The 21,581-nt window shown below is 62.7% G+C and carries 20 protein-coding genes; 16 read left to right on the top strand and 4 right to left on the bottom strand.

What is annotated here, in order from left to right; translation table 11 throughout:
* Positions 1-15 precede the first annotated feature (15 nt).
* Positions 16-588, top strand: coding sequence for a hypothetical protein (locus ABY44_RS36585; protein WP_059696857.1), 573 nt, complete (start codon positions 16-18; stop codon positions 586-588).
* Here ABY44_RS36585 and tssF read toward each other — a convergent pair whose 3' ends face one another.
* Positions 589-2,466: a type VI secretion system baseplate subunit TssF gene (gene tssF / locus ABY44_RS36580; protein WP_060172777.1), complete on the bottom strand. Its 1,878-nt coding sequence runs from the start codon at positions 2,464-2,466 to the stop codon at positions 589-591. It abuts the gene before it with no gap.
* 133 nt (positions 2,467-2,599) lie between these two features.
* On the opposite strand from tssF, the gene ABY44_RS36575 reads away from it, so the two are divergent.
* The 9 genes from ABY44_RS36575 to ABY44_RS36535 are packed head-to-tail and all read left to right on the top strand — an operon-like array spanning position 2,600 to position 11,479.
* Entirely contained in the window at positions 2,600-4,714 is a 2,115-nt protein-coding gene (locus ABY44_RS36575; protein ID WP_060172878.1) for a type VI secretion system Vgr family protein, read from the top strand.
* A 9-nt stretch (positions 4,715-4,723) separates the two neighbouring features.
* Positions 4,724-5,221: a DUF6484 domain-containing protein gene (locus ABY44_RS36570; protein WP_060180839.1), complete on the top strand. Its 498-nt coding sequence runs from the start codon at positions 4,724-4,726 to the stop codon at positions 5,219-5,221.
* 7 nt (positions 5,222-5,228) lie between these two features.
* The gene (locus ABY44_RS36565; protein WP_059696850.1) at positions 5,229-6,254 is read left to right on the top strand and encodes a DUF2169 family type VI secretion system accessory protein; all 1,026 of its coding nucleotides are present in this window, start codon (positions 5,229-5,231) and stop codon (positions 6,252-6,254) included.
* On the top strand, positions 6,244-7,338 hold the full coding sequence (locus ABY44_RS36560; RefSeq protein WP_155637913.1) for a hypothetical protein: 1,095 nt from the start codon (positions 6,244-6,246) through the stop codon (positions 7,336-7,338). Before ABY44_RS36565 ends, ABY44_RS36560 begins: the two co-directional genes overlap by 11 nt.
* The gene (locus tag ABY44_RS36555) at positions 7,335-7,835 is read left to right on the top strand and encodes a DUF4150 domain-containing protein (protein ID WP_162923157.1); all 501 of its coding nucleotides are present in this window, start codon (positions 7,335-7,337) and stop codon (positions 7,833-7,835) included. The genes ABY44_RS36560 and ABY44_RS36555 overlap by 4 nt, the downstream gene beginning before the upstream one ends.
* Before the next feature lie 16 nt (positions 7,836-7,851).
* Complete coding sequence (locus tag ABY44_RS36550) at positions 7,852-8,427, top strand: hypothetical protein (RefSeq protein WP_060172779.1); 576 nt, start codon at positions 7,852-7,854, stop codon at positions 8,425-8,427.
* Between the two features lie 8 nt (positions 8,428-8,435).
* Positions 8,436-9,464, top strand: a complete 1,029-nt coding sequence (locus ABY44_RS36545) for a type VI immunity family protein (protein ID WP_060172780.1) — start codon at positions 8,436-8,438, stop codon at positions 9,462-9,464.
* Positions 9,439-10,218, top strand: a complete 780-nt coding sequence (locus tag ABY44_RS36540) for a hypothetical protein (protein ID WP_155637914.1) — start codon at positions 9,439-9,441, stop codon at positions 10,216-10,218. The genes ABY44_RS36545 and ABY44_RS36540 overlap by 26 nt, the downstream gene beginning before the upstream one ends.
* A gap of 4 nt (positions 10,219-10,222) precedes the next feature.
* Positions 10,223-11,479 carry a hypothetical protein gene (locus ABY44_RS36535; protein ID WP_060172782.1) on the top strand — a complete coding sequence of 419 codons (1,257 nt, stop codon included), beginning with the start codon at positions 10,223-10,225 and terminating at the stop codon, positions 11,477-11,479.
* A gap of 311 nt (positions 11,480-11,790) precedes the next feature.
* Here ABY44_RS36535 and ABY44_RS36530 read toward each other — a convergent pair whose 3' ends face one another.
* Entirely contained in the window at positions 11,791-12,072 is a 282-nt protein-coding gene (locus ABY44_RS36530; RefSeq protein WP_230948838.1) for a DUF4148 domain-containing protein, read from the bottom strand.
* Between the two features lie 279 nt (positions 12,073-12,351).
* Here ABY44_RS36530 and ppsA point away from each other — a divergent pair, with 279 nt between their 5' ends.
* Positions 12,352-14,763, top strand: coding sequence for a phosphoenolpyruvate synthase (gene ppsA, locus ABY44_RS36525; protein ID WP_060172784.1), 2,412 nt, complete (start codon positions 12,352-12,354; stop codon positions 14,761-14,763).
* A gap of 53 nt (positions 14,764-14,816) precedes the next feature.
* Here ppsA and phaZ read toward each other — a convergent pair whose 3' ends face one another.
* The gene (gene phaZ, locus ABY44_RS36520; RefSeq protein ID WP_060172785.1) at positions 14,817-16,046 is read right to left on the bottom strand and encodes a polyhydroxyalkanoate depolymerase; all 1,230 of its coding nucleotides are present in this window, start codon (positions 16,044-16,046) and stop codon (positions 14,817-14,819) included.
* Positions 16,047-16,191: 145 nt separating this feature from the next.
* On the opposite strand from phaZ, the gene ABY44_RS36515 reads away from it, so the two are divergent.
* A complete protein-coding gene (locus tag ABY44_RS36515) occupies positions 16,192-16,740 on the top strand; it encodes a flavodoxin family protein (protein ID WP_060172786.1) in 549 nt (182 codons plus the stop codon).
* Between the two features lie 370 nt (positions 16,741-17,110).
* Here ABY44_RS36515 and ABY44_RS36510 read toward each other — a convergent pair whose 3' ends face one another.
* Entirely contained in the window at positions 17,111-17,326 is a 216-nt protein-coding gene (locus ABY44_RS36510) for a hypothetical protein (protein ID WP_059696828.1), read from the bottom strand.
* Positions 17,327-17,721: 395 nt separating this feature from the next.
* On the opposite strand from ABY44_RS36510, the gene ABY44_RS36505 reads away from it, so the two are divergent.
* The 4 genes from ABY44_RS36505 to ABY44_RS36490 form a co-directional block, all read left to right on the top strand.
* Complete coding sequence (locus ABY44_RS36505) at positions 17,722-18,162, top strand: hypothetical protein (RefSeq protein WP_230948840.1); 441 nt, start codon at positions 17,722-17,724, stop codon at positions 18,160-18,162.
* Between the two features lie 131 nt (positions 18,163-18,293).
* A complete protein-coding gene (locus tag ABY44_RS36500) occupies positions 18,294-18,743 on the top strand; it encodes a CBS domain-containing protein (RefSeq protein ID WP_060172787.1) in 450 nt (149 codons plus the stop codon).
* Positions 18,744-19,177: 434 nt separating this feature from the next.
* Positions 19,178-20,554 carry a nicotinate phosphoribosyltransferase gene (locus ABY44_RS36495; protein ID WP_060172880.1) on the top strand — a complete coding sequence of 459 codons (1,377 nt, stop codon included), beginning with the start codon at positions 19,178-19,180 and terminating at the stop codon, positions 20,552-20,554.
* 121 nt (positions 20,555-20,675) lie between these two features.
* A partial coding sequence (locus ABY44_RS36490; RefSeq protein WP_431643540.1) for an acetyltransferase occupies positions 20,676-21,581 on the top strand: 906 nt, incomplete at its 3' end.

Genomic DNA, 21,581 nt, shown 5'->3' with positions numbered 1-21,581 from the left:
ACTTGAGAGGGCCACGTGTCAATTTTCAGACATAGCGACTGGACTTACAAAACCGGCGCAACAGGTGGGGTCAGTCTCGAACTAGCCGTTGCTTCGGGTGGCACAATCGTCTTGGCGGATCCTGGCGGCCAACTGTTCGATTTCTACTACGGCGGCATCGGGATCGGGTATGGCGTTGGGCTTCGAATCCCGAAGATCAAGTTGCCACGATTCTCAATCCCCGAGATCAAGATCCCAAAGATTGCTGGACATGAGGTCGGAGGAGCCGGTTCTCTCAAGTCCTTTGACAGCGCCGGCTTGATATATATGGCGCCAGCGTTTGACGGCAAGGAACTCTCCAAGTCCGATTTTCAGGGGGCCACGGTCTATCTCGACGGAGGCGTCGGCGTCGGATACGGCAAAGCAGGCACGGCCATGCTTCTCGGCATCAATCCCGCACAGCTTGCGCTCGGGCTATCAAGCCCCGCAATGGTGTGGTTAGCAGAGAACGCAATTGCTCATGCGCGGGCCATCTTGGTGATGGGCGGGACAACCGTTGGCGTGATAGCCGGCGGGGGCGCAGGCATTTTGGTCGGTTATCTGCATTAACTAGATCAGCGGCCGTGTTCCGATTCGCGCCGGACAGCGTTGAAGTTCGCGCCCCGTCTGCGAGGAGCAAATAACCAGTTCGACGTAGCTGTTCATCGCAGCATACGGGGCAAACAACCTGTCCAACATTCGCGCGAACAAGTGCAACGTAACGTCGCGCAACGCTGCTTCATCGAGAGAGACGACAATCTCGACCCCGCGGACGAACGACGGGAACGCGCCATCGGGCGACATCCATCTGATCGCGGGGCGATGGTCCAGGTCGGTGATCGCATCGATGCTCCGTTGCGCGATGATGCTCGCGCGCGGCGCGTGCAGTCTTAGAAAGTCTTTAAACGCCTTCAGCCCCGTTCGCGTCAGATCGAACGGGTGCAACGACATGCCCGCAAGGATCCGCCACAATGCGTCGTGGCCGCGCGGCAGAGTGCTCGGCAAGGTCGGGCGCGTAAGCAATCTAATGGGGCATGCTAACGCCGCGCCCTCGTGCAGCAGGTCGCTGTCGCGTGCACCGATCGGCAACCGGGCGGGCCAATCTCCATTGGTAGCCGTGACGTCGACGTCGACTTGCGGATGTTTCAGTTGAGCAGAATGGCCCTCCAGTCCGACGAGTGATAGCAGCAGTGGCGCGCGCGTTGTTCCAGTTGCTGCGTACGGATCGCGAAACGCAGCCCAGTATGCAATCGCGGGATCAGGGGAGCGAGCATGGCTGAACGCCCGGTAAGGCAATACTTCCGTTCGTACGTGGCTACTGGTCGACGGCGAGCTCCTCTCTTGTTCAGCCTGCAAGCGATCGCCTAAATGAACGGCATCGATCGAGTATACGTCGAGCGGGGAGCCGGTTTCCAGCGGCTCCGGTGTGACGGGGTATGCCCTATCAGCGCTTGTCAACTGGATCGGAATCGCGTCTCGCTTGAACAGATTGACCACCGGTGTGCAGTACAACCGAAAGGATGAGGCCTCGAGTTCGGTCAGTGCCTGTGCTTCGGCGGATTCGGCTGGTGTGTTGAGGATTGCGAGATGCAACGTCAGCCGCTTTGCCGCTGGCGTGCGTGCGGCCCGCCGCATTCGTCCTAGATCGATGTCAACAAAGTCGAATTTTTCGGGGAACGCGAAGGACTCGATGAGCGTTTGGTACGCATCCGATGTAGTGGTCGATTCTTTCGGCAATAGGCATTCATTCTCGCCAAAACCTACCGATTCGATCGGTATCCTAGATAATTCCGCCCACCGGCCGCTCTGATCGACCTCAACAAATGCGGCGCCAGCACGTAGCAGCATAGCATCGGTGAGTGCAGCAACGCGCGGTCGATCACCGGACAGGTGAACACGAACTGTACCGAACGGAATTGCCTCATCGAAGATCTCCATCGCTGTCGCGCTGGCGAGCGCGATCGAAAGTATGCCAGTGACCTTGGGTGGGAGTCGGACAGCCGCAGGGACAAGCGTAGCCGGGGCATAGCGTACCGAGTGAACTCGTAACGGGGATAACGTGACGTCATAGATAGTTTGAAACCGGTACGGCGCCGCGTTGGCATCAAGCAGCGTGCCACGTGGCATCGTGAACGGCGTTGTCAACTGACCGAAGAGATCTGTAGGATCAAACTGCGCGATCGCGCACGAAGGCACGGTGCGCAGATACTGCGGGTACAGCACCTCCAGCAGCGATTCGGTGAATTCCGGATAGGCGTCCTCGAGCTTTGCATCGACACGCGCGGCCAGCAATGCAAACGTCTGGATCATCCGGTCGACATGCAGATCGCCGTGCCCGTTTGCAATCCCGAGTCGGGCGCCGATCTTCGGATAGCGTCGCGCAAATTCCGAAGCGCCACGGAGCAGTAAACCGACCTCGTATTCGTAGTGGGGCAACAGGTTATCCATTCACCTTCCCTACAAATCCGTCCCCATATATGAGGTGCAAGAAACGCAAAACTTGATCTTTTCGGCGTCTGGCAGTTTAAAATCCACCGACGAATAATATCCTGCCACTCCGATGCAGGGTTCTGAGGGCGCCATGCAACTGTCAGATATTCCAAGTTTTTTTGGGCTACAGAGCAATCGGCTGTTCACCATCCAGACGCCTATGAAGGGCCGATCTGACTTGGTGCTTGTCGATTTTCACGGTACCGAAGGCTTATCTCAGAACTTTGAGTTCCACGTTCGGCTCGCCTCTCAAGACTCGAACATTGAACTGAAGAAGTTGATCGGTCAGCCGGTGACGATTACGTTACAGCTTACCGATGCGCTGGCGAGCTCGGAAGAACGGTATTTCCACGGCTACATAGCCAACTTCACCCACCTCGATCACGACGGTAGCTTCACCATCTACAGCGCGACACTCGTGCCATGGCTTTGGATGCTCTCGCGCAGTCGCGACATCCGGATTTTTCAGGAAGAGAATACCGAAGCAATTCTTTCAAAAGTCTTTCGGGACTACGGAAAGATTGCGTCGTTCGAGTTCCGGTTGTCTAAGGCGACGAAGAATCGCAGCTACTGCACGCAGTACCGTGAAACCGACTTGGAATTTGTCGAGCGCCTCATGCAAGAAGATGGCCTGTTCTTCTTCTTCGAGCACGCGAAAGACGGTCACAAGCTAGTCATCTCGGACAACTCGATTAGCGCGAAGCCGATTAGCGGCCGCAGTCCGCAGCTGCAATACACAAAAGGCGAGGCGCTCGACAATCTGGCGGTCGTTACGTCGTTCCAGGCGAGCCGGCAACTGGAATCCAACAGTGTCGGGCTGAAGACGTTTGATTACAAAGCACCGCACGCCCGCCGGTTTGTTTCGGGCGGAACCGAAGTCAATCAAGGTGAAGTGCCGTCGTACGAAGTCTACGACTACCTGGGCGAACATGGGTTTGCGGACAGCGATCGCGGAGAAGCGTTGACGCGCTTCAGAACGCAGGCGCTTGCGGCACACAGCAAAGTCTTCATCGGAACGAGCACGAGCCGCCGGCTGACGCCATGCCAATACTTCGAACTCGACGATCACTATGACCACAGCAATGCCAAACAGGAGGATCGACAGTTTCTGCTGACGACGATCACCCACAGCGGAACGAACAACTATCAGGCCGGAGAAGGCGCAGCGAACTACCAGTGCAGTTTCACCTGCATCCGCAAGAAGATTCCGTATCGGCCGGCGTTCACGATCGAGCGCCCATCGATCATCGGTCCGCAAACGGCCGTCGTCGTCGGTCCCGAAGGGGAAGAAATTTACACGGACAACCTGGGCCGCGTGAAGGTGCAATTCCATTGGGATCGGCTGGGCAAGCGCGATCAAGGCAGTTCATGCTGGGTACGTGTCGGGCAACCGTGGGCCGGTCGCGGATTTGGGATGATCCAGATCCCGCGGATAGGTGACGAGGTGGTCGTAATTTTCCTCGACGGTAATCCGGATAGACCCCTGATCATCTCGAGCGTCTATAACTCCGCCAACCTGCCTCCATGGGGATTGCCTGCGAATGCTACACAGAGCGGGATTCTCACGCGCTCGACCAAAACAGGCAACGTCAACACGGCCAACGCCATTCGTTTCGAGGACAAGAAGGGTTCGGAGGAAGTCTGGTTGCACGCTGAGAAAGATCAGCGCCTCGAGGTCGAGCACGACGAGTCGCATTGGGTTGGAAACGATCGAAAGAAGAACATCGATCACGATGAGACGGTGCACGTCGGCCATGACCGAACCGAGACGGTCGACAACAATGAGACCATCACGATCGGCGTGGATCGTACCGAACGCGTTGGCAGCAACGAGACACTGACGGTTGGCGGCAACCGTAACGAAACGATCGAGGGTTGGCAAAATCTCCTGATCGCACTTGCTTCGGCCGAGACGATCGGAATGGCCAAGGCGCTGACAATCGGCGCCGGTTATACCGTCACGGTTGCCGGAGCGATGAACACGGCAGTAGGTCTCGCTCAGGCAGAGGAAGTCGGTCTGTCGAAAAATACGGTTGTCGGCAAGACCTGGTCGATCAGCGCCGGGGATCGGCTCGAGATCAAGGTTGGCAAGGCGCGCATCACGCTCGAGAGCAACGGGAACATCTCGATCAGCGGGGCCACACTTTCCATCGATGGTTCGGGCCCTGTGAGAATCAGCGGAAATAACGTCGATATCAATTCTTAGGGGGCTGAGATGGGAGTCGCAGAACATATTGCCGCACTGAGTGTTGCACCGCCGACCCAACGGACGGCTGAGCTGGTTCTCGGAACCATAGCCAAGGTCGATTCGAATCATGGTGTCTGGATCGACTACCCCGATAACCCGTACCAATCCCCACTTGCCGCGATTTGCGCCACGAGTGTCGTTGCGGCAGACGTCGGGCGCGAAGTGGTATTGGCATTCGTGCAGGGTGACCCGGCGCAACCTATCCTCATGGGCCTTCTGCGCCGGCACGGAACAAGAAATCAAGCCGAGGCGAGGGCCGCCGTTCACGCCATCACGCCGGCTATCTCTGCGACCACGGAAGCATCGCACGTATGCGTTGAAGCGGCCGAAGCGATGACGCTGAAGTGCGGCCAGGCAAGTCTCACGTTGAACAAGGACGGACGCGTCATCGTTCGCGGGACGAATGTAGCGACCTATGCTGAAGGTACGCTCCGGTTGCGTGGATCGGTTGTCGAGCTGAACTGAAATCGACATGTTGCAACTGCAAAATGTGACGCCGTTCGCTGCGGAACGAGCAGTGCAGTTCGACCGACATGGTGGGCACCTGTGGGTCGTGGTTGTCAAGGCAACGTATGATCTGCACGCTGACGGTACGCTGTCGCTATCGAAGCAGCAAGAGCCAGTGAAAACGCATCCGGAGTATTTCGGAGAGCCGGGGCACTCGACCCTGAGGCGAGACGCCGAAATCGTGTTCGCGCATCCGGGGAGCGCCATCATGGTCAACGGTTCGGCATACGCACCCGAAGATGAACCGTTGCGTGAGCTCGATGTCGGCATCTCGATCGGGTCGATACATCGAGTCATCAGGGTGTTCGGCGCGCGTCGTTGGGATTCTGGGTTATTCGGACTGCGTATGACGGATCCCGAATTGTTTTCGCGCTGGCCGTTACGGTACGAATTCGCCTACGGCGGAACGAGTTCGCGGCAAAAGGACGGATTCTCCGACAATCCGCTGGGCATGGGATTCTTTGTGGACCGGGACGACGCGCGCGACGGCAAGCTGCCCCATATCGAGGATCCGCGCCATCTGATCAAATCGTGGAAAGATCGACCTGCGCCGGCCGGGATGAATGCGATCCCGCCGCTGTGGCCGGCGCGTGCACGCTTCAGCGGTACAACTGATGAACAGTGGATCACGACGCGCGCACCGCTGGTTCCGGACGATTTCGATGTCGCATTCTTCAACTCGGCCTCGCCGGGCATGGCGACCGCAGTTCCGTTAAGAGGCGGCGAACGTGTCGTGCTTGCCCACCTGACGCCGTCGGCGAAAATGACATTTCGGCTACCTCGCGTGCATTTCAACCTGTTGACGACAATAGGCGGCCGGACGATTCGTCAACACGCACAACTGGATCGCGTGATAGTCGAGCCGGACGACAGTCGATTGGTGATGGTGTGGCGCAGCGTCCTGGCATGCGGGCGTGATGCTCGTCGTGTACAGGTCACGTATGTCGATACCAAGCGGGATCTGCATACCGGGAGGTTCTATGGAGTTTGACAGCCCGATCGTGGTGAGCGGATTCGGTGCGTGTACGTCGGTGGGCTTGTCCGCTGCCGAATCTTGCAACGCCGTACTGTCGAGCGTGTCGCGCATCGCGCGACACAAACGCTACCCGTATGCCCGCAGGGGCGGCGCCATTGCGCTCGCGAAGCTCGATTGTCTGAGTGAGGATGCGACCTGTGTATCGCGAATGACGGAGCTGGCTCGCCGGGCGCTGGACGATTTATTGGCCCGTCATGGGCACATTCTGGACGCATCCGCCGGGATGCCGGCAAGGCCCATTCCGGTGCTGCTTTCGCTCCCGCCCGAGCGTCCCGGTTTGCCGCACGCGGATATCGCGTCCGTCGCTGGCGAAATCTGCAAATCGATGCCGCAATTTTCACGTAGCGGGAGTCGATTTTTTTGCAGCGGTCATACGGGTTTTATCGCGGGTCTGGCCAGGTCGGTCGACATCTTGAAGGCTGGAGAGGCGGATTTTTGCATCGTTGGCGGGGTCGACTCGCCGCTCGATATGAATTATCTGCACTGGCTCGACGATACCGACCGACTCAAGCACCAGGACAATCCGTTCGGCATGGTTCCCGGTGAGGGTGCGGCTTTTGCTCTTCTGCGCGCGGACGTGGGGCGAGCGTCAGCGGAGAACACGACGCGTGTCGCATTGCGCGCCGTTGGTCTCGCTACGGAAACCATGCCGTGGTATGCCGATCAGGCGTCGCGCGGCGACGGACTGACGGCCGCAATCTCGCAGTGCTTGTCCACCGACATCCAGGTGGACAATTGCTATGGCGATTTGACTGGCGAGACCTGGCGGAGTGCCGAATGGGATTTCGCGTTTCTGCGTAACGGCCGTCAGTTTGCGCACCCGCTCGATATCAGCCACCCGGCGGAGATTTGGGGCGATACGGGGGCGGCGTCTGCCGCAATGCTGTGTATGTTGGCGCACGATGAACTCACGGATATCGTGATGCCGCGACGGCATTCGCTGGTTTTTTCCGCATCGGATACCAGGCTGTCTCGCGCAGCCTGCCTGCTTGAGCGTATGGGTTCTCATGACGGGGAGGCACCGTGGCATCTACAGTGATCGTCAACAAGCTGACCAATGTTCATTCGAAAAGCGGGGGAATCGCTACCTGCGCGGCGCCGGACTTTTGCAAGACGCCGGGCGCCGGTGTGGTGCCTTATACGAATGTTGCGTTTTCGCGCGATCTGGTCAATGGATCGAAGACCGTTCGTACGAATGGCGTTCCCGCTGCGCTGAAGGAGTCGGAGTTCAAGCCCAGTTATGGCGACGAGCCTGGTGTGGGAGGCGGCGTCGTGTCGGGCGTCAATCGCGGATGGGCGAAATTTACGAACTACAGCTACGACGTCAAGATCGAAGGGCGCAACGTCGCGAGGCTTTCCGATCCCATGATGATGAATGGCAATAACCCGAATACCAATACGCCGGCCGAGGTCCAGTCGAATCTGCTCGACCAGGGCGGAATTCTATGCCGCATTTTTTGCTGGTGCGATGCGGGGAATGATGGTGGCGACTTCGTCAAGATCAAGGAAGTGCCGACGGGCGGGATAACCGCCTGATGCAGGAGAATTTCATATGCCAAAGATGTCGGATAAGGAAAAATGCTTCCAGGAAGCATGGGACAAGTACAAGGACGCAACCGGCAACAAGGACATGGATATCGAGTCCCAGAAGCCTTGGGGGCAACGCCCCGATGGCAGCTGGAACAGCAACTATTCCAGTTGGCAGCACCTGCTCAACAGTTTCCTGAAAGGGGCGACCGAACAGATGCGCTTTCCGGACCTCACGGTAACCAACGGCGGAAAAACGAGCGTGCTCGATCTGAAGTTCACGCGCTCCGATGGAACCGTGGATACCTGGCGAACGAACCCAGGTGCAGGCAATGGTAATTTGCAGCGTCAGGATTACAACACGATCAACGAGCAGGAGAACGGCGGACGTAATCCATACTCCGGTGAGGATCCGAGTCTGGACCCTGAGAAATGTGGTTGCGGAAAGGGAACCAAGGTTCAGCAGGAAGAGGTGCTGAAGCAGGTTCCCGTTCCGGGCATGGGGATGTATGGCATGCCTCTTTTGGAATTTCCCAATGGGGTGCCGTCTCTCGGCCTGGGTGGAGCAGGCGGGATGGTGCCGGAGTTTGTCATTCCGTGAGGAGCGTGATGCAAGACGCAATGAATCTTGGCTTCGAAAGCGCCGATGTCGCTTTGATCAGTCCGTGCCTGTTGTTCGAGTGGGCGATGGAGTTCGACGAAGGTACTGAAATCTTCGATTTCTACAGGCGCGCGCGGGAAGCATTGGGCGATCGCCTGACGCACTACAACACCGGCGACGGACGCTGGAAACCCATCAACAAGCGGGCGGAAAGTCTCGTCAAGACCTGGTGCGAAAACCCCGTCCCTTTTCCGAAGAAATTCTATTGCTTGATGGAAAATGGCGCCGATGCGGGGGCGACGGCCAGCAGCCTGCGAATCGACTTCGCCCATCGTCCGTATGTCGAACCGTCGGCTGACGAACTCAAGCAATGGCGTGCGACCGAGCGGCGGTCGCTCCCGATGCACACGATCCTCAATTTGACGTTGCCGCTCGACCATCCGCTGGTGACCGGCAATCGTGTCGCAGACTGGCTGTGCGAATTCGATATCGTGGCGAACAGACGCTTTATTTCGGGATCCTGTGGATTTGGACTCAACTTTCCCATCAATTTTCCATCCCCCGATCTGGATACGGAAACCCGCAATCGGGTAGCCGCGTTGATGCAGCGATATCCTGGTTTCGATGTCGCGAGCGTCATGGTCGGCGTTGGCAACAAGTTGCGGCAGCGCGACCCCGAGTTCACGGAGCGGCATCAGGCAGCCATTGCGCGTCCCTATCTGAAACGGGCGAACTGGTTGACCTTCCTGAGCGAGAATCAGGTCGACTGGATCGGCGGAATTTCCGGGATCGAGGAACACATTGCCGGAACAGCGGTGCGTTTGCGCCGGCTCAAACATGGTGTGTGCCTGCAGGCCACGCCGGAGCCGCAGCTCGGAGACTCCTCTCGCGACGATTACGTTGCTGCGTACGGTCCTGTGGCAAAACTGGTGCGACCGGTCAGGCTCGATTCGGTGGATGGCGGCCTGCTGCCGTGGGAGTTTCGGCAGCACGGGGTGCAGGAATGGCTCGATGTCTTCGATCGATCGAATCATTGACGAGGTATGCGTGATGCGAGTCGATATCACGGGACGCGGCATGGGCGTCGCATATCTCGAAAAGAATGCAGAAGGGACCTCGCTCGAGACTTCCGATCTGGTCATGTCCGATCCCTTGCCGTTATTTGCCGGGTACATCGATCTTGGCTTTTATGTGAGCGATGCTCGCGAGCATCGCCGGGCATCGGCGAAGGTCGTGTCGTCGACGTGGGATCCAGCGGGCGAAACGCAACGTTGGCGCGTTGCCACGGATCATCTGCCGGCATGGCAGTGGCGGGTCGCGACCAATCTACTGGCGGCGATGGGCATTCGCTCCAGCATCGTGCACGTTGAAGAACCTGACGCGAATGCGGTCGAGCGGGAGCTTGTCGTGGATCAGGGGGAATGGCCTCGCCCCCCGGTTGATGCGCCATTTGCGTTCGTGCAGACGCTCGACTGGCGTGATTCGATTCGCGGGTGTGAAGTACAAATCGAGTTCGATCAGCCCCTCACCAAAGAGGCCGCAACCCCGATATGTGCCGCGATCGAGACATGGGCGAACGTTGTCGCCCGGAGCGGCTTCGCTCCGCCGGGCGTCGATCCCGCGAACGCGGGAACGTTCGCGAGCGGCACCTATCAGTATGATTCGCATACGATTGCTTCGAGTTTCGACTACGTATTCAGAGTCGATCCGGCGTGTTTCGATGCACTCGTCGGCTATTTATCGAGAATTCATCGAGACGGGCGAAAAATCCGTCGACTGACGGTAACCTGATGCCATGTCGGATAGCAACGAACTGTTTTCCGAGCGTTTCTGTACGGAACACCTCGAGGAAATCGTGCATCTGGACCGCGTCCGTGAGCGGGCTTCGCTCTTGTCCGATTTTACGCTCGACGATTTCGTTCGAATGGACAGGCGCCTGCTCGGTCACTTGAGAGGTCTGACATTGCGCGAAGCGACCGCGTGGCGATGCATCAGAAATTGCATCGACACTCAAGGGGCCACGCCGGGGATGTTGTTTGCAGCGGGTATCGTTGCGTTCGCAGGAGGCGATCGGGGGCGGCTCGAAGAATATCGGACATGGTTGGACGATCAGGTGCCGCGCTACCCATTGATGGAAAAAATCGCAAAATGGATCGGGCCTGCCTGGTATCGGATCGGTGAATTCAGGCTCGCCGGGCTCGATAACGATTTCGACGTCATATGCCGACTGAACGCCGCAGCAACGTCCGAAGAGGCTGATGCCGTCATTGCTTCCACGCCGCGGGATTCGGCATCGGCGGTCGTGACCGCGATTGCCAATACGGTTCGCCAGTTCGGATTGAAGCGCTTTGCGGGCGACATGACGATTCTGCTCGAGCATCAAGACCGCGCAGTAAGGTCCGCGGCGTTCATGGCGCTGCTCCGGCTCGAGGGCGCGGCCGCACTCGACCGGCTTTGGCGGGCTCAGTGGACGGATCTGGATTGCCCCGAACTCTTTTATCGCGCCATGACCGTTTTGCCTCCGCCCGTCGTTCCGGAATGGATCGAACGACTGGAAAATCAGGGGCGGCGCCGCGAGGCGCTTGTCTGTGCTGCATTTTCCGGATTGTCGGCTCAGATTCCTTACCTGTCCGGCAAAATCGACGCTCCTCAATTGTCGACGTTGGCAAAACTGTGCCACGTTGCCGTTGTGGGATATCTACCTGCGGAGCACGTGTCCGGTTCGGGGCGGATCGGAAAGAACGATTCGAGCGTTGAATTTGCCCCCCTCGATCAGCCGGAAATGTTCTTTTTCCACGAGGGGAACCATCGAAACGCGCAGGATGGCGCGGAATTGCAAATTGAGAATGCGTCATCGGGTAGTCGCGTCATCGCTGGTCAAGCGATAACGATACAGCATGCTATTTCGATATTTCAAAAAGGGGTGCAGCTGCAGCGCGTCATCGCGGGATATTGGCTTGAGAGTCTGGAGGGAGGGGGCCGTCTCGACCCCACAGCTCCGGGCTTTTTTCAGGTCCAGGAACTTTCGGCGATGACCCTCAGATTTGCATAAGCGGCCACTTCGCCCTTCTATCGGAGGCTAACTTTCATGATGAGAGCGGCGTTAGATGTTGGTCGACAGGCTACTGCTATGGCGTGTGATGGGGAAGCACGTGCGTGGTCGACACGAATGTTAGTCGGACACACCGTCAGTCAATTTACGTGGACCAGTGCGTGATAGATACGCACTGCAAATCGTCCAGACGCGACGGTGCAAGCCCACATCACCGCGATCGCGACGACTCTTGCGATACCCGCCGACCCGCATCGGCGATCGTCCTTTTCGATACGCTCAGCGCATTGCAGGTGCCGGCGCGATGGCGATCAACTGCCGCGGCCAAAGAACCGGTCGATGCGCTTGATTTCGCCCACCCGCTCGGCCTGCTCCAGCTCTCGCCTGACCTGCGCGCGTGTCTTGCCGAAGGCGATGTTGCGGGGGTTCGACGCGGGAGCGGGCGACTCACTCTCCGTTGTTTCCGACGGCGCCGCGGCAGCCGATGACGGCGTGACAGCGGCCGGCGAACCCGGTTCCTGCGCATGAAGCGGTACCACGAAACCGGCCCAGGCAGCGGCGACTGCCAAGGCGGACGATCTGGCGAGATGCATGCAATCCATGTCCGGAATCCTGTCGTTGGCCAGGCGCGATCGATATGCCCCTGATCGAGAGCGTACGGGACGAGCGACGTGATCCGTTGACGGACGTCAAGCGCAGACGAATCGCGCGCCGGACAGCGCATTGCCCGTGTCGGCGCCCGTTCTTGACGCAGGTCACGCCGGCGGCGCGGCATGGAGCCAGGATGGACGTGTCCGGCAGCCCGTGCCGGCGATTGCCGGCGACGTGCGTGACTCGCGCGTGGCCTGGCCGCGACGACCGGAGGGCGCATCATGGATCACGGGAAGGCATTGATCGTCTGGTTTGACGACCTGCGGCGCGGCGATGTGCCGAGCGTCGGCGGAAAGAATGCGTCACTGGGCGAACTGATCGGCAACCTGTCCGCACAGGGCGTGAGCGTGCCGCCCGGCTTCGCATCGACCGCGGATGCCTACTGGCGGTTCATCGATGCGAACGGATTGAGGCAGATCATCGGCAGCACGCTCGACGCGTTCGTCGCCAGGAAGATGCCGCTCGCCGATGCCGGCGCGGCGATCCGGCAGGCGATCCTTCACGGCGACTGGCCCGACGACATCGCCGATGCGATTCGGGACGCGTATCGGCAACTGTGCCGCCAGTCGGGGCGACCCGACGTCGACGTCGCCGTGCGCTCGAGTGCGACTGCCGAGGATCTTCCCGACGCGAGCTTCGCGGGGCAGCAGGAAACCTACCTGAACGTGCGCGGCGAGCGCGCGTTGCTCGCTGCCTGCCGCCGGTGCTACGCATCGCTGTTCACCGACCGCGCGATTGCGTACCGGGAAGAAAAGGGCTTCGATCATCTGCGTGTTGCGCTGTCGATCGGCGTGCAGCGGATGGTACGTTCGGATGTCGGCGCGGCCGGCGTGATGTTCTCGCTCGACACGGAAACGGGCTTTGACAAGGTGGTGCTGATCAGTGCCGCATGGGGGCTGGGCGAGAACGTGGTGCAGGGCATCGTCGATCCCGACGAATATGAAGTGTTCAAGCCCCTGCTCGGCGATCCCGCATGCAGCCCCGTCATCGGCAAGACGCTCGGCGGCAAGGCGCGGAAGCTGATCTATGCGCGCGACGAGGATGCGCCGACCCGCAACGTACCGACGTCGAAAGCCGAGCGTGCCGCGTTCGTCCTGACGGATCGCGACATCCTGGCGCTTGCGCACTGGGCCTGCGCGATCGAAACGCACTATGGCCAGCCGATGGATATCGAGTGGGCGAAGGACGGCGTCAGCGGTGAACTGTTCGTTGTTCAGGCACGTCCCGAAACGGTGCAGTCCCGGCGTGAAGCCAGCGCCGTGAAGACCTACCGGCTCGGCCAGACCGGCCGGAAGCTGCTCACCGGCGTCAGTGTCGGGGAGGCCGTCGCGGCAGGCAGCGTGTGCGTGATCGACAGCCCGCGCGACATGGCGCGCTTCGTCGACGGTGCGGTGCTCGTGACGCGCACGACGGATCCGGACTGGCTGCCGGTCATGCGTCGCGCCGCCGCGATCATCACCGACCACGGGGGCCGCACGTCGCATGCCGCCATCGTGAGCCGCGAGCTGGGGTTGCCGGCGATCGTCGGCACCGGCAATGCGACGAACGTGCTGCACGACCAGCAGGAAGTGACGGTGTCGTGCGCGGAGGGCGAGGCCGGCTTCGTTTACGAAGGCATCGCGCAATACGACGTGGAAGCGATCGACCTGGCCGACCTGGCGACCACCCGCACGCGGGTCATGCTGAACCTCGCGAACCCGGGCGCGGCTTTCAGGTGGTGGCGCCTGCCGGCCGACGGCATCGGGCTTGCGCGCATGGAGTTCGTGATCAGCAACCACATCAAGGTGCATCCGATGGCGCTGGCCCGCTACGACGCCTTGCAGGACGAGCGGGCGAAGCGTGCCATCGCGGCGCTGACGGCGGGCTACGACGATCCGGCGGACTATTTCGTTGACCGGCTGGCGCGCGGCCTCGCGCGCATCGCGGCGGTCTGCCATCCCGCACCGGTCATCGTCCGCATGAGCGACTTCAAGACGAACGAATACGCGCACCTCGTCGGCGGCGCGCAGTTCGAACCGCACGAAGAGAATCCGATGCTCGGATTTCGTGGTGCGTCGCGCTACTACTCGCCGCGCTACCTCGACGGGTTTGCGCTCGAATGCCGGGCGATCGCGCGGCTGCGCAACGACATGGGGTTCAGGAACGTGATCGTGATGATCCCGTTCTGCCGTACGCCCGACGAGGCGGACCGCGTGCTCGAGGTGCTGGCCGGGAACGGCCTGAAGCGCGGCGAAGACGGCCTGCAGATCTACGTGATGTGCGAGATCCCGTCGAACGTCATTCTGGCGAGCGCGTTCGCGCAGCGCTTTGACGGGTTTTCGATCGGCAGCAACGACCTGACCCAACTCACGCTCGGGGTCGACCGCGACTCGGCGGAGCTGGCCGGCCTGTTCGACGAGCGCAACGAAGCGGTGAAGTGGATGATTGCCCGCGTGATCGCCTCCGCGCACGATGCCGGGGCGAAGGTCGGACTGTGCGGCCAGGCGCCGAGCGATCATCCGGAATTCGTCGATTTCCTCGTCGCCTGCGGCATCGACTCGGTTTCCGTGAGCCCCGACAGCTTCATCGGGGTCAAGCGTCGCGTGGCGGCCGCGGAACAGGCAGCGCGCGACGCGCAAACGCCGCCGGCCTGAACGGCGCGGCGCCCGGGCGCGCGATCGTGCCGGTTCAGCTGGACGACGTCACGTCACGTCACGCTGCGCTGCGCCGCGCACGCGCACCGCCGGCTGCGTTCGGCGCGGGCAAACGCGGCCTGCAGCGCGGGATGAACGACGGTGCGCCAGCGCTCACCCGTGAACAGCCCGTAGTGGTCGCAATCCTCGACGTCGACGATCTGCCGCGCGTCCGGTGCAAGGCCGCTGCACATGGCCTGCGCGGCATGGGTCTGTCCCGCGCCGGTGACGGCATCGTGCGTGCCTTCGACGGTCAGCAGCTGGATGGCGCGCAGCGCGGCGGGATCGACACGCTGACCTCGGACGAACCAGGTGCCGTTTGCGAGGCAGGTACGCTGGAACACGATGTCGACGGTGTCGAGGAAGTACTCGGCGGGCATGTCGAGGAGCGTCAGGTATTCGCGTAGTGCATGGCGCGCCTGCGCGAGTGCGTCGGCATCGCCCTCCGTCACCGCACGTCGATAGCGATCGACCAGCGTCATGTAGTGCTGCGGATACGCGAGCGAGATCTCGGCGCGTTGCAGATAGGCCGGAAAAACCTGTCGCCCGTGTCCGGCGAAGCCGGGCGGAACCGTGTCGATCAACGTGGCGCGACACCATGCGAGGGAATGCGAGCGAGCCGCCATCCCGAGCGCGCCCGGGTTGATCCGCGCATCGAGCGGGCCGCCGATCAGCGTCAGGCTTCCCGGCGGGACGGCCCCGCGTTGCGCGCGCAGCGCAAGCGCGCCGAGCGACGGAACCGTCGCCTGGCAGACGGCGACGACGTGAAGGGGCCGTGCGTCGGCCAGCAGCGTATCGATGAAGCCGTCGAGCATCGCCACGTATTCGTCGAGGCCGAATCGACCCGCGTCAGGCGGCACGTCGCGCGCATCGATCCAGTCGGTGATGCAGACGTCACCATCGGCCAGCAGCGTCTCGACCGTTTCCCGCATCATCACGGCCGCATGGCCGGCCAGCGGCACGCACAGAAGAATCATGCGCGGTGCGCCGGCGCGAGCAAAGCGGTGCAGCGAGCAGAATGGCGTGCGCGCGACGATCGTTTCGTCGACGTCGACACATCGGCCGTCCAGGGCGATCGAATCGATCGCGAACCGTGGCGGACCGGCATGCAGGTCGAGCAGGGGCTCGACCAGATCGGCGTAACACGCCGTCGCCACACCGGGCCAGAGACCGCGCGCGAACCGCGCGGCAGCGTCCCACGTGCGCCACCATTGCCGTTGCTGTTCAATCAGGTCATACCACATCGCGCATGGACGAGAAGCCGCCGGGGATTCGGACAAGTCTACTGTCGCCGGATTGCACGGCGGCGGGTTGACCTGCATCAGCGTCGGCTCGACCGCCGGTGCCTAAACTGACCGTCGGATCCTGGACGGGAGCACGGAGCGGACCATGGATGCTTCTCGACGCATGCTCGTCGTTTTCTACTCGCGCAGCGAAACGACGGCGGGGCTGGCGCGCCGGCTTGCAGCGGCACTCGGCGCGGATTGCGAACGGTTGCGGGAGCTCGACGATCGACGGCGGGCGGGGGCCATCGGTTATCTGCGTTCGCTTGCCGACGTGATCCGCCAGCGCGCGGCGGACCTGCGGCCGACGGTCTCGTCCCCGTCGGCCTACGACGTGGTCGTGCTCGGCACGCCGATCTGGGCCGGGCGCGCATCGACGCCGGTATCGACCTGGCTCGCCCGTCACGGGCACGAACTGCACGCGACCGCATTCTTCTGCACGATGGGCCTGCGTGGCGACCTGACGGCATTCGGACAGATGCAGGCGCTGGCACGGCAACGACCGATCGCGACCTGCGCGATTTCCGCGCGCGATATCGGTCACGGTCTGGCATCCCGCAAACTCGCGCGTTTTGTCCGGTCGATCGCTCGACGGCTTGCCGTGCGTGAACGGCGATCACTCGACCGGTGCAGCCCGCGCCGGACGCCGGCCTGACGACGGCGCGAGGCCCTGGCCGAACCAGGGGATCCCGGAGCGAGCGACGCGACGTAACGCGCCCGGCCTCCCGGGTTGCCGCCAAGATGCATGAGCAAGGCGTGGCGTGCTTCGGTTTCGTTCGGCTTGGTCGGCTACCTGTTTCGCGATGCGAATCGTCCCGCGCGCTTCCTTGCAATCCATGAGCGATGCCGCGGCGGCGCGTTGATGGCGATCAGGCACGATGGTTCTGGCCGATCCGCACTCGATGGTGCGCGCCCTGCGGGGGCTTCGCCGGATTGATCGAGGCACGTCCCGTGTGCCGCGCTGATCCTGCCCGAATCGTCCGACTCGTCACGTATCGGGAATGCAAGCGGACGGCGCGAGCGGCTCAGAACCGATCGAGCCGTGCGAGGATTTCGTCGGCGCGGCGCAACAGCGTCTTGTCCTGTTCGGCCGTCGCCCGCACGGCGTGCAGTCTTGCACGCCAGTATGCGGGATCGCTGATCGACGTCTTCTTGTGGAAGTAGCCCCGCGTCTGTTCGAGCAGTCGAATGGATCCTTCGATGTGGGCGAGCTCGCGTTCGACTTCGTAGTACCAGTTCATGAATGGATCTCTTCAGGACGGTGATTCATGGTGGATTCCGGCTGTCCGTGACGCATTGATTTCATGCAAGCCGGATACGACGTTCGGTCTCTCGGAAGAAAACGGGATGATGCGGAGCGCGATATGGACGACGTGCGACCGTGAGCGGGAGTCCGAGCGGTCGACGTGAAGATACGTACGCCACCGTGGCGTTCCGATCCTGCGACCAAAGGCTAAACGATCAGATTGACGTGTTCCTGACAGGCAAGCAAAGCGGATCTCCGGATGGCATCGCGTCAGATGAATCGCAGATAGTGGGGGGCGCGTGCGTGCGCTTGCTGACCTGCGTCAAGACCGCTTGCGCTGCAGGAGCGAAGATAAACGTTTGCGCGTGTCGCTCACGATCGGGGACCGGCATGCGCCGTGCCGTCTGCGTCTTCACGTTCATGATACGGGCCTCCATCATGCCTTCCCTGTTTGCGCACACGTCGAATCCCCGGATCATCACGCCGCCCGTCGCGCCACACCGGAATCGTCCGGTCGTCGCCGACGGCGACCGGCTGCTGAGTCCCCACGAGATCGCGATCCTGATGGTGCTCGCCAGCGAGCCGCGATGCCAGCCGGGCGACCCCGCCGACCTTCGCTGTCTGGTCGATCGCGGCCTCGTGCGACTCGATACCGCGTCGCTTGTGGAGGCTCCCGCGCGCTTGTCGGACGACGGCTGCCGGATCGTGTCGCGCTTCGCCGAGTGCGATCACCCCGGCCGCGATGGCAACGCCGGCTTCACGGCCGCGCGCCGGACGGCCACGGCCACGGCCACGGCATTGCGCGGAACACCGCACGGCGCACCGCGCTGACCTGCATCAATTGCCGGTTGCGCGGCCGGATTTACCGTTGTTTTCACCGGATGCGAACGGGCGCTCATGGCGACGGGAACCGATCGCGTCACGCGCCGATGATCCGCTTCGCCCCGACCGGGAGAACGAACATGAATGCTGCGATGCTCTGTACCCGCGATGTCGCGACGTGTCCCGCACGGACGACCGTCGTCGAGGCAGCCGCCAGGATGCGCGACGCGCATGCCGGGAACCTGGTCGTCGTCCATGAACAGGAAGGACGATGCAAGCCGATCGGCATGGTGACCGACCGGGACATCGTGCTCGCCGTGGTCAGCCCCGACGCGGAGGCCGACGCGCTGTTCGTCGGCGACATCATGTCCGCGCCCGTCGCCGTCGCGGATGTCGACGACGACGTCTGGCTGCTCGCGAAGCGGATGCGTCAGCACGGCGTGCGCCGGCTGCCGGTCGTCGGCGACGACGGCGAACTGGTCGGTATCGTCTCGCTCGACGATCTGCTTCGCGTGGCCGCGGCGCTGCTCGACGAATTGCGCCTCGTGGCGGCGCGTCAGCCGTATTTCGAGGAGAAGCAACGCGACTGATCCGGCGTGCGCCGCGTTCCGTCGCGGCGTGCCCGTGGCGGCCGCGCGCGAAGCGGCGCTGGAGGCTTCAGGTGGCGGCATGGCCCGTGTCGATCCGAAGAAATCGGACACGTTCACCTTCCGAACGCCGACCGCGCTCATCGCGTGCTTGCGATCGCCAGCGCTGTCGACACGACCCCCGCAAGGCGGTGTTTCGCGCATCGTCGGCGGGCATCCGGGAGGCAGTCCGTCCAACCGTTCGTGCCGCGCGAACACGATCCTGATTTCACGACCCGGTGCGATGTTTCCGGCACCCGGCGCGTGCCTGTTCGATGGCGGCGTGTTCGAACGCCGCTCCTTGATCTCGCGCAATTCGGGCGCCGGACGGCCCCCTATGCTGGGTGTGCCGACATGGTGGCCGGCATCGACGCGACCTGCCGCGCGGGAGGGGCATGATGAACGGATCCTTGCAGGAGGCGAACGTCGACGACGTGTTGCTCACGGATTGGTATGAGCTGACGATGATGCAGGCCGGCTTCGATGCCGGCATGAACGACGCGGCGAGCTTCGAATTCTTCGTGCGGGCGTTGCCCGGGCACCGCGCATACCTGCTGGCGGCGGGGCTCGCGCCCGTGCTCGATTATCTGGAGCGCCTGTGCTTCCCGCCCGCCGCACTGGAGCAACTGGCCGGAACCGGGCGCCTTCGCGCGGACTTTCTTGCATCGCTCGCCGGATTCCGCTTCACGGGCACGGTCGATGCGATGCCGGAAGGCACGGTGTTCTTTGCCGACGAACCGGTCCTGCGGATCACGGCGCCGCTTCGCGAGGCGCAGTTCGTCGAGAGCCGGGTGATGAACCTGCTCCACTATGCGACGCTGACCGCAAGCAAGGCCGCACGCTCGACGCGCGTCGCGCACGGCAGGTTGCTGGTCGACTTCGGCCTGCGGCGCACGCATGGTGCGGAGGCGGCGATGCTGTCGGCGCGTGCCAGCTATCTGGCGGGATTTTCCGGGACGGCGACACTGCTTGCCGGCTTGCGCTACGGCATTCCCGTTTACGGCACGATGGCGCATTCATACGTGCAGGCACACGACGACGAAGCGCTCGCGTTCGAACACTTCGCGCGATCGCAGCCGGATAACGCGTTACTGCTGATCGACACGTACGACACGGAGCGCGCGGCGTACAAGGTGGTCGAACTCGCGCCGCGGCTCGCGCGCGACGGCGTCCGCATCAAGGGCGTGCGGATCGACAGCGGCGATCTCGCGGCGCATGCGCGCAACGTTCGAGCGATCCTCGACCGCGGCGGCCTTACCGACGCCACGATCTTCGCGAGCGGCAATCTCGACGAACACCGGTTGCAGGCGCTGGTCCGTGAGCACGCGCCGATCGACGGTTTCGGGATCGGCACGCAGATGGGCACGTCGGCGGATGCGCCGTATCTCGATTGCGCGTACAAGCTGGTCGAGTACGCGGGCCGGACGCGCTGCAAGCGCTCGGAGGGCAAGGCGACACTGCCGGGCCGCAAGCAGGTGTTCCGGCGATACGGCCCGGACGGGCGGATCGCCGGCGATTGCATCGGTCTGGACGGCGAGCGCCTCGACGGAACGCCGCTGTTGCAGCCGGTCATGGTCGCGGGCGCGCGGCTTGCGGCGCCCACGCTCGACGAGAGTCGCGTGCACGCGCTGCGCGAACTGGCCACGCTGCCGGACGCCATGCAGGCACTGGCGCCCGTGGTGCCGCTGCAGGCGTCGATTTCTCCGGCGCTGGCGGCATGCGTCGCGCAGTGGGGCGGCGGCCCGGACGCGCATGCGAGGCGGCAGGCGGCATGAACGAGGCTCGCAGCCCGACCGGTCACTCGATCGCGGTGGGTCGCATGGTGGCGGCCCCGCGCACGCGTTGCGCGCGTCCGGGCGGCACGCAACACCCCGGCGGCATCGGGCGCGGCGCACCATGACGCGCTTCGACGTATTCAACGGCGATGCGGACGGCATCTGCGCGCTGCACCAGCTCCGGCTCGTGACGCCGGCCGAGTCGGTGCTCGTGACGGGCCCCAAGCGCGACATTGCACTGCTGGCGCGCGTGCCTGCGATCCGCGGCGACGCCGTCACCGTCCTGGACGTTTCGCTCGACGCGAACCGCGAGGCCCTGGTTGCGCTGCTCGCGCGAGGCGTCGACGTCGACTATTTCGATCACCACGTGACGGGCGACGTGCCCGCTCATCCCCACCTGCATGCGCATATCGATACGGCGCCGGACACCTGCACGAGCGTCATCGTCGACCGCTATCTGGCCGGCCGGCAGCGGCTCTGGGCGGCGGTGGGCGCGTATGGCGACAATCTCGACGGCGTGGCCGGCGCGCTCGTCGCCGCCGGCAGCCTGACGGATGCCGATGCACGCCGGCTGCAGGTGCTCGGCGAATCCATCAACTACAACGGCTACGGCGATCTTCCCGACGATCTCTTCATGGCGCCGCTTGCCGTGTATGCGGTGATCCGGCAATTCGCGAATCCGCTTGATTTCGCGGAGTCGCCGTTCGCGCGACGTCTGGCCGAGAACCGGCGGCGCGATATCGCGCGTGCGCAACGGCAGCGCGCGACCTTCGTGCTGCCGGGCGCGGACGTCTACATCCTGCCCGACGCCCGCTGGGCGCGGCGCGTCCGTGGCGTCTTCGCCAACCTGCTCGCGCGGCGGGAGCCGGCGCGCGCGCATGCGGTGCTGACCGTTGCGGCGGGAGGTCGATACACGGTCAGCGTGCGCGCACCGGTCGCCGCACCGTACGGTGCCGATCGGCTTTGCCGCGCATTTCCGGACGGCGGCGGCCGGGAAGCGGCGGCCGGCATCAACCGGCTCGCGCCC

It is taken from the genome of Burkholderia sp. ZZQ-2, assembly GCF_050768715.1.
GTDB classification, from domain to species: domain Bacteria; phylum Pseudomonadota; class Gammaproteobacteria; order Burkholderiales; family Burkholderiaceae; genus Burkholderia; species Burkholderia cepacia.
Note: the sequence above shows the minus strand (reverse complement) of the source record. Positions and strands in the feature narration are given on the sequence as shown.

Excerpts from the sequence above, each read along its gene's own strand:
- ABY44_RS36560 (WP_155637913.1), top strand. The coding sequence starts at position 6,244 with ATGGAGTTTGACAGCCCGATCGTGGTGAGCGGATTCGGTGCGTGTACG.
- ABY44_RS36510 (WP_059696828.1), bottom strand. The coding sequence starts at position 17,326 with ATGAACTGGTACTACGAAGTCGAACGCGAGCTCGCCCACATCGAAGGA.
- ABY44_RS36495 (WP_060172880.1), top strand. The coding sequence starts at position 19,178 with ATGAACGGATCCTTGCAGGAGGCGAACGTCGACGACGTGTTGCTCACG.
- ABY44_RS36515 (WP_060172786.1), top strand. The coding sequence starts at position 16,192 with ATGGATGCTTCTCGACGCATGCTCGTCGTTTTCTACTCGCGCAGCGAA.
- ABY44_RS36535 (WP_060172782.1), top strand. The coding sequence starts at position 10,223 with ATGTCGGATAGCAACGAACTGTTTTCCGAGCGTTTCTGTACGGAACAC.
- ABY44_RS36545 (WP_060172780.1), top strand. The coding sequence starts at position 8,436 with ATGCAAGACGCAATGAATCTTGGCTTCGAAAGCGCCGATGTCGCTTTG.
- ABY44_RS36530 (WP_230948838.1), bottom strand. The coding sequence starts at position 12,072 with ATGCATCTCGCCAGATCGTCCGCCTTGGCAGTCGCCGCTGCCTGGGCC.
- ppsA (WP_060172784.1), top strand. The coding sequence starts at position 12,352 with ATGGATCACGGGAAGGCATTGATCGTCTGGTTTGACGACCTGCGGCGC.
- ABY44_RS36500 (WP_060172787.1), top strand. The coding sequence starts at position 18,294 with ATGAATGCTGCGATGCTCTGTACCCGCGATGTCGCGACGTGTCCCGCA.
- ABY44_RS36570 (WP_060180839.1), top strand. The coding sequence starts at position 4,724 with ATGGGAGTCGCAGAACATATTGCCGCACTGAGTGTTGCACCGCCGACC.
- tssF (WP_060172777.1), bottom strand. The coding sequence starts at position 2,466 with ATGGATAACCTGTTGCCCCACTACGAATACGAGGTCGGTTTACTGCTC.
- ABY44_RS36575 (WP_060172878.1), top strand. The coding sequence starts at position 2,600 with ATGCAACTGTCAGATATTCCAAGTTTTTTTGGGCTACAGAGCAATCGG.
- ABY44_RS36565 (WP_059696850.1), top strand. The coding sequence starts at position 5,229 with ATGTTGCAACTGCAAAATGTGACGCCGTTCGCTGCGGAACGAGCAGTG.
- ABY44_RS36540 (WP_155637914.1), top strand. The coding sequence starts at position 9,439 with ATGTCTTCGATCGATCGAATCATTGACGAGGTATGCGTGATGCGAGTC.
- phaZ (WP_060172785.1), bottom strand. The coding sequence starts at position 16,046 with ATGTGGTATGACCTGATTGAACAGCAACGGCAATGGTGGCGCACGTGG.
- ABY44_RS36505 (WP_230948840.1), top strand. The coding sequence starts at position 17,722 with ATGCGCCGTGCCGTCTGCGTCTTCACGTTCATGATACGGGCCTCCATC.
- ABY44_RS36550 (WP_060172779.1), top strand. The coding sequence starts at position 7,852 with ATGCCAAAGATGTCGGATAAGGAAAAATGCTTCCAGGAAGCATGGGAC.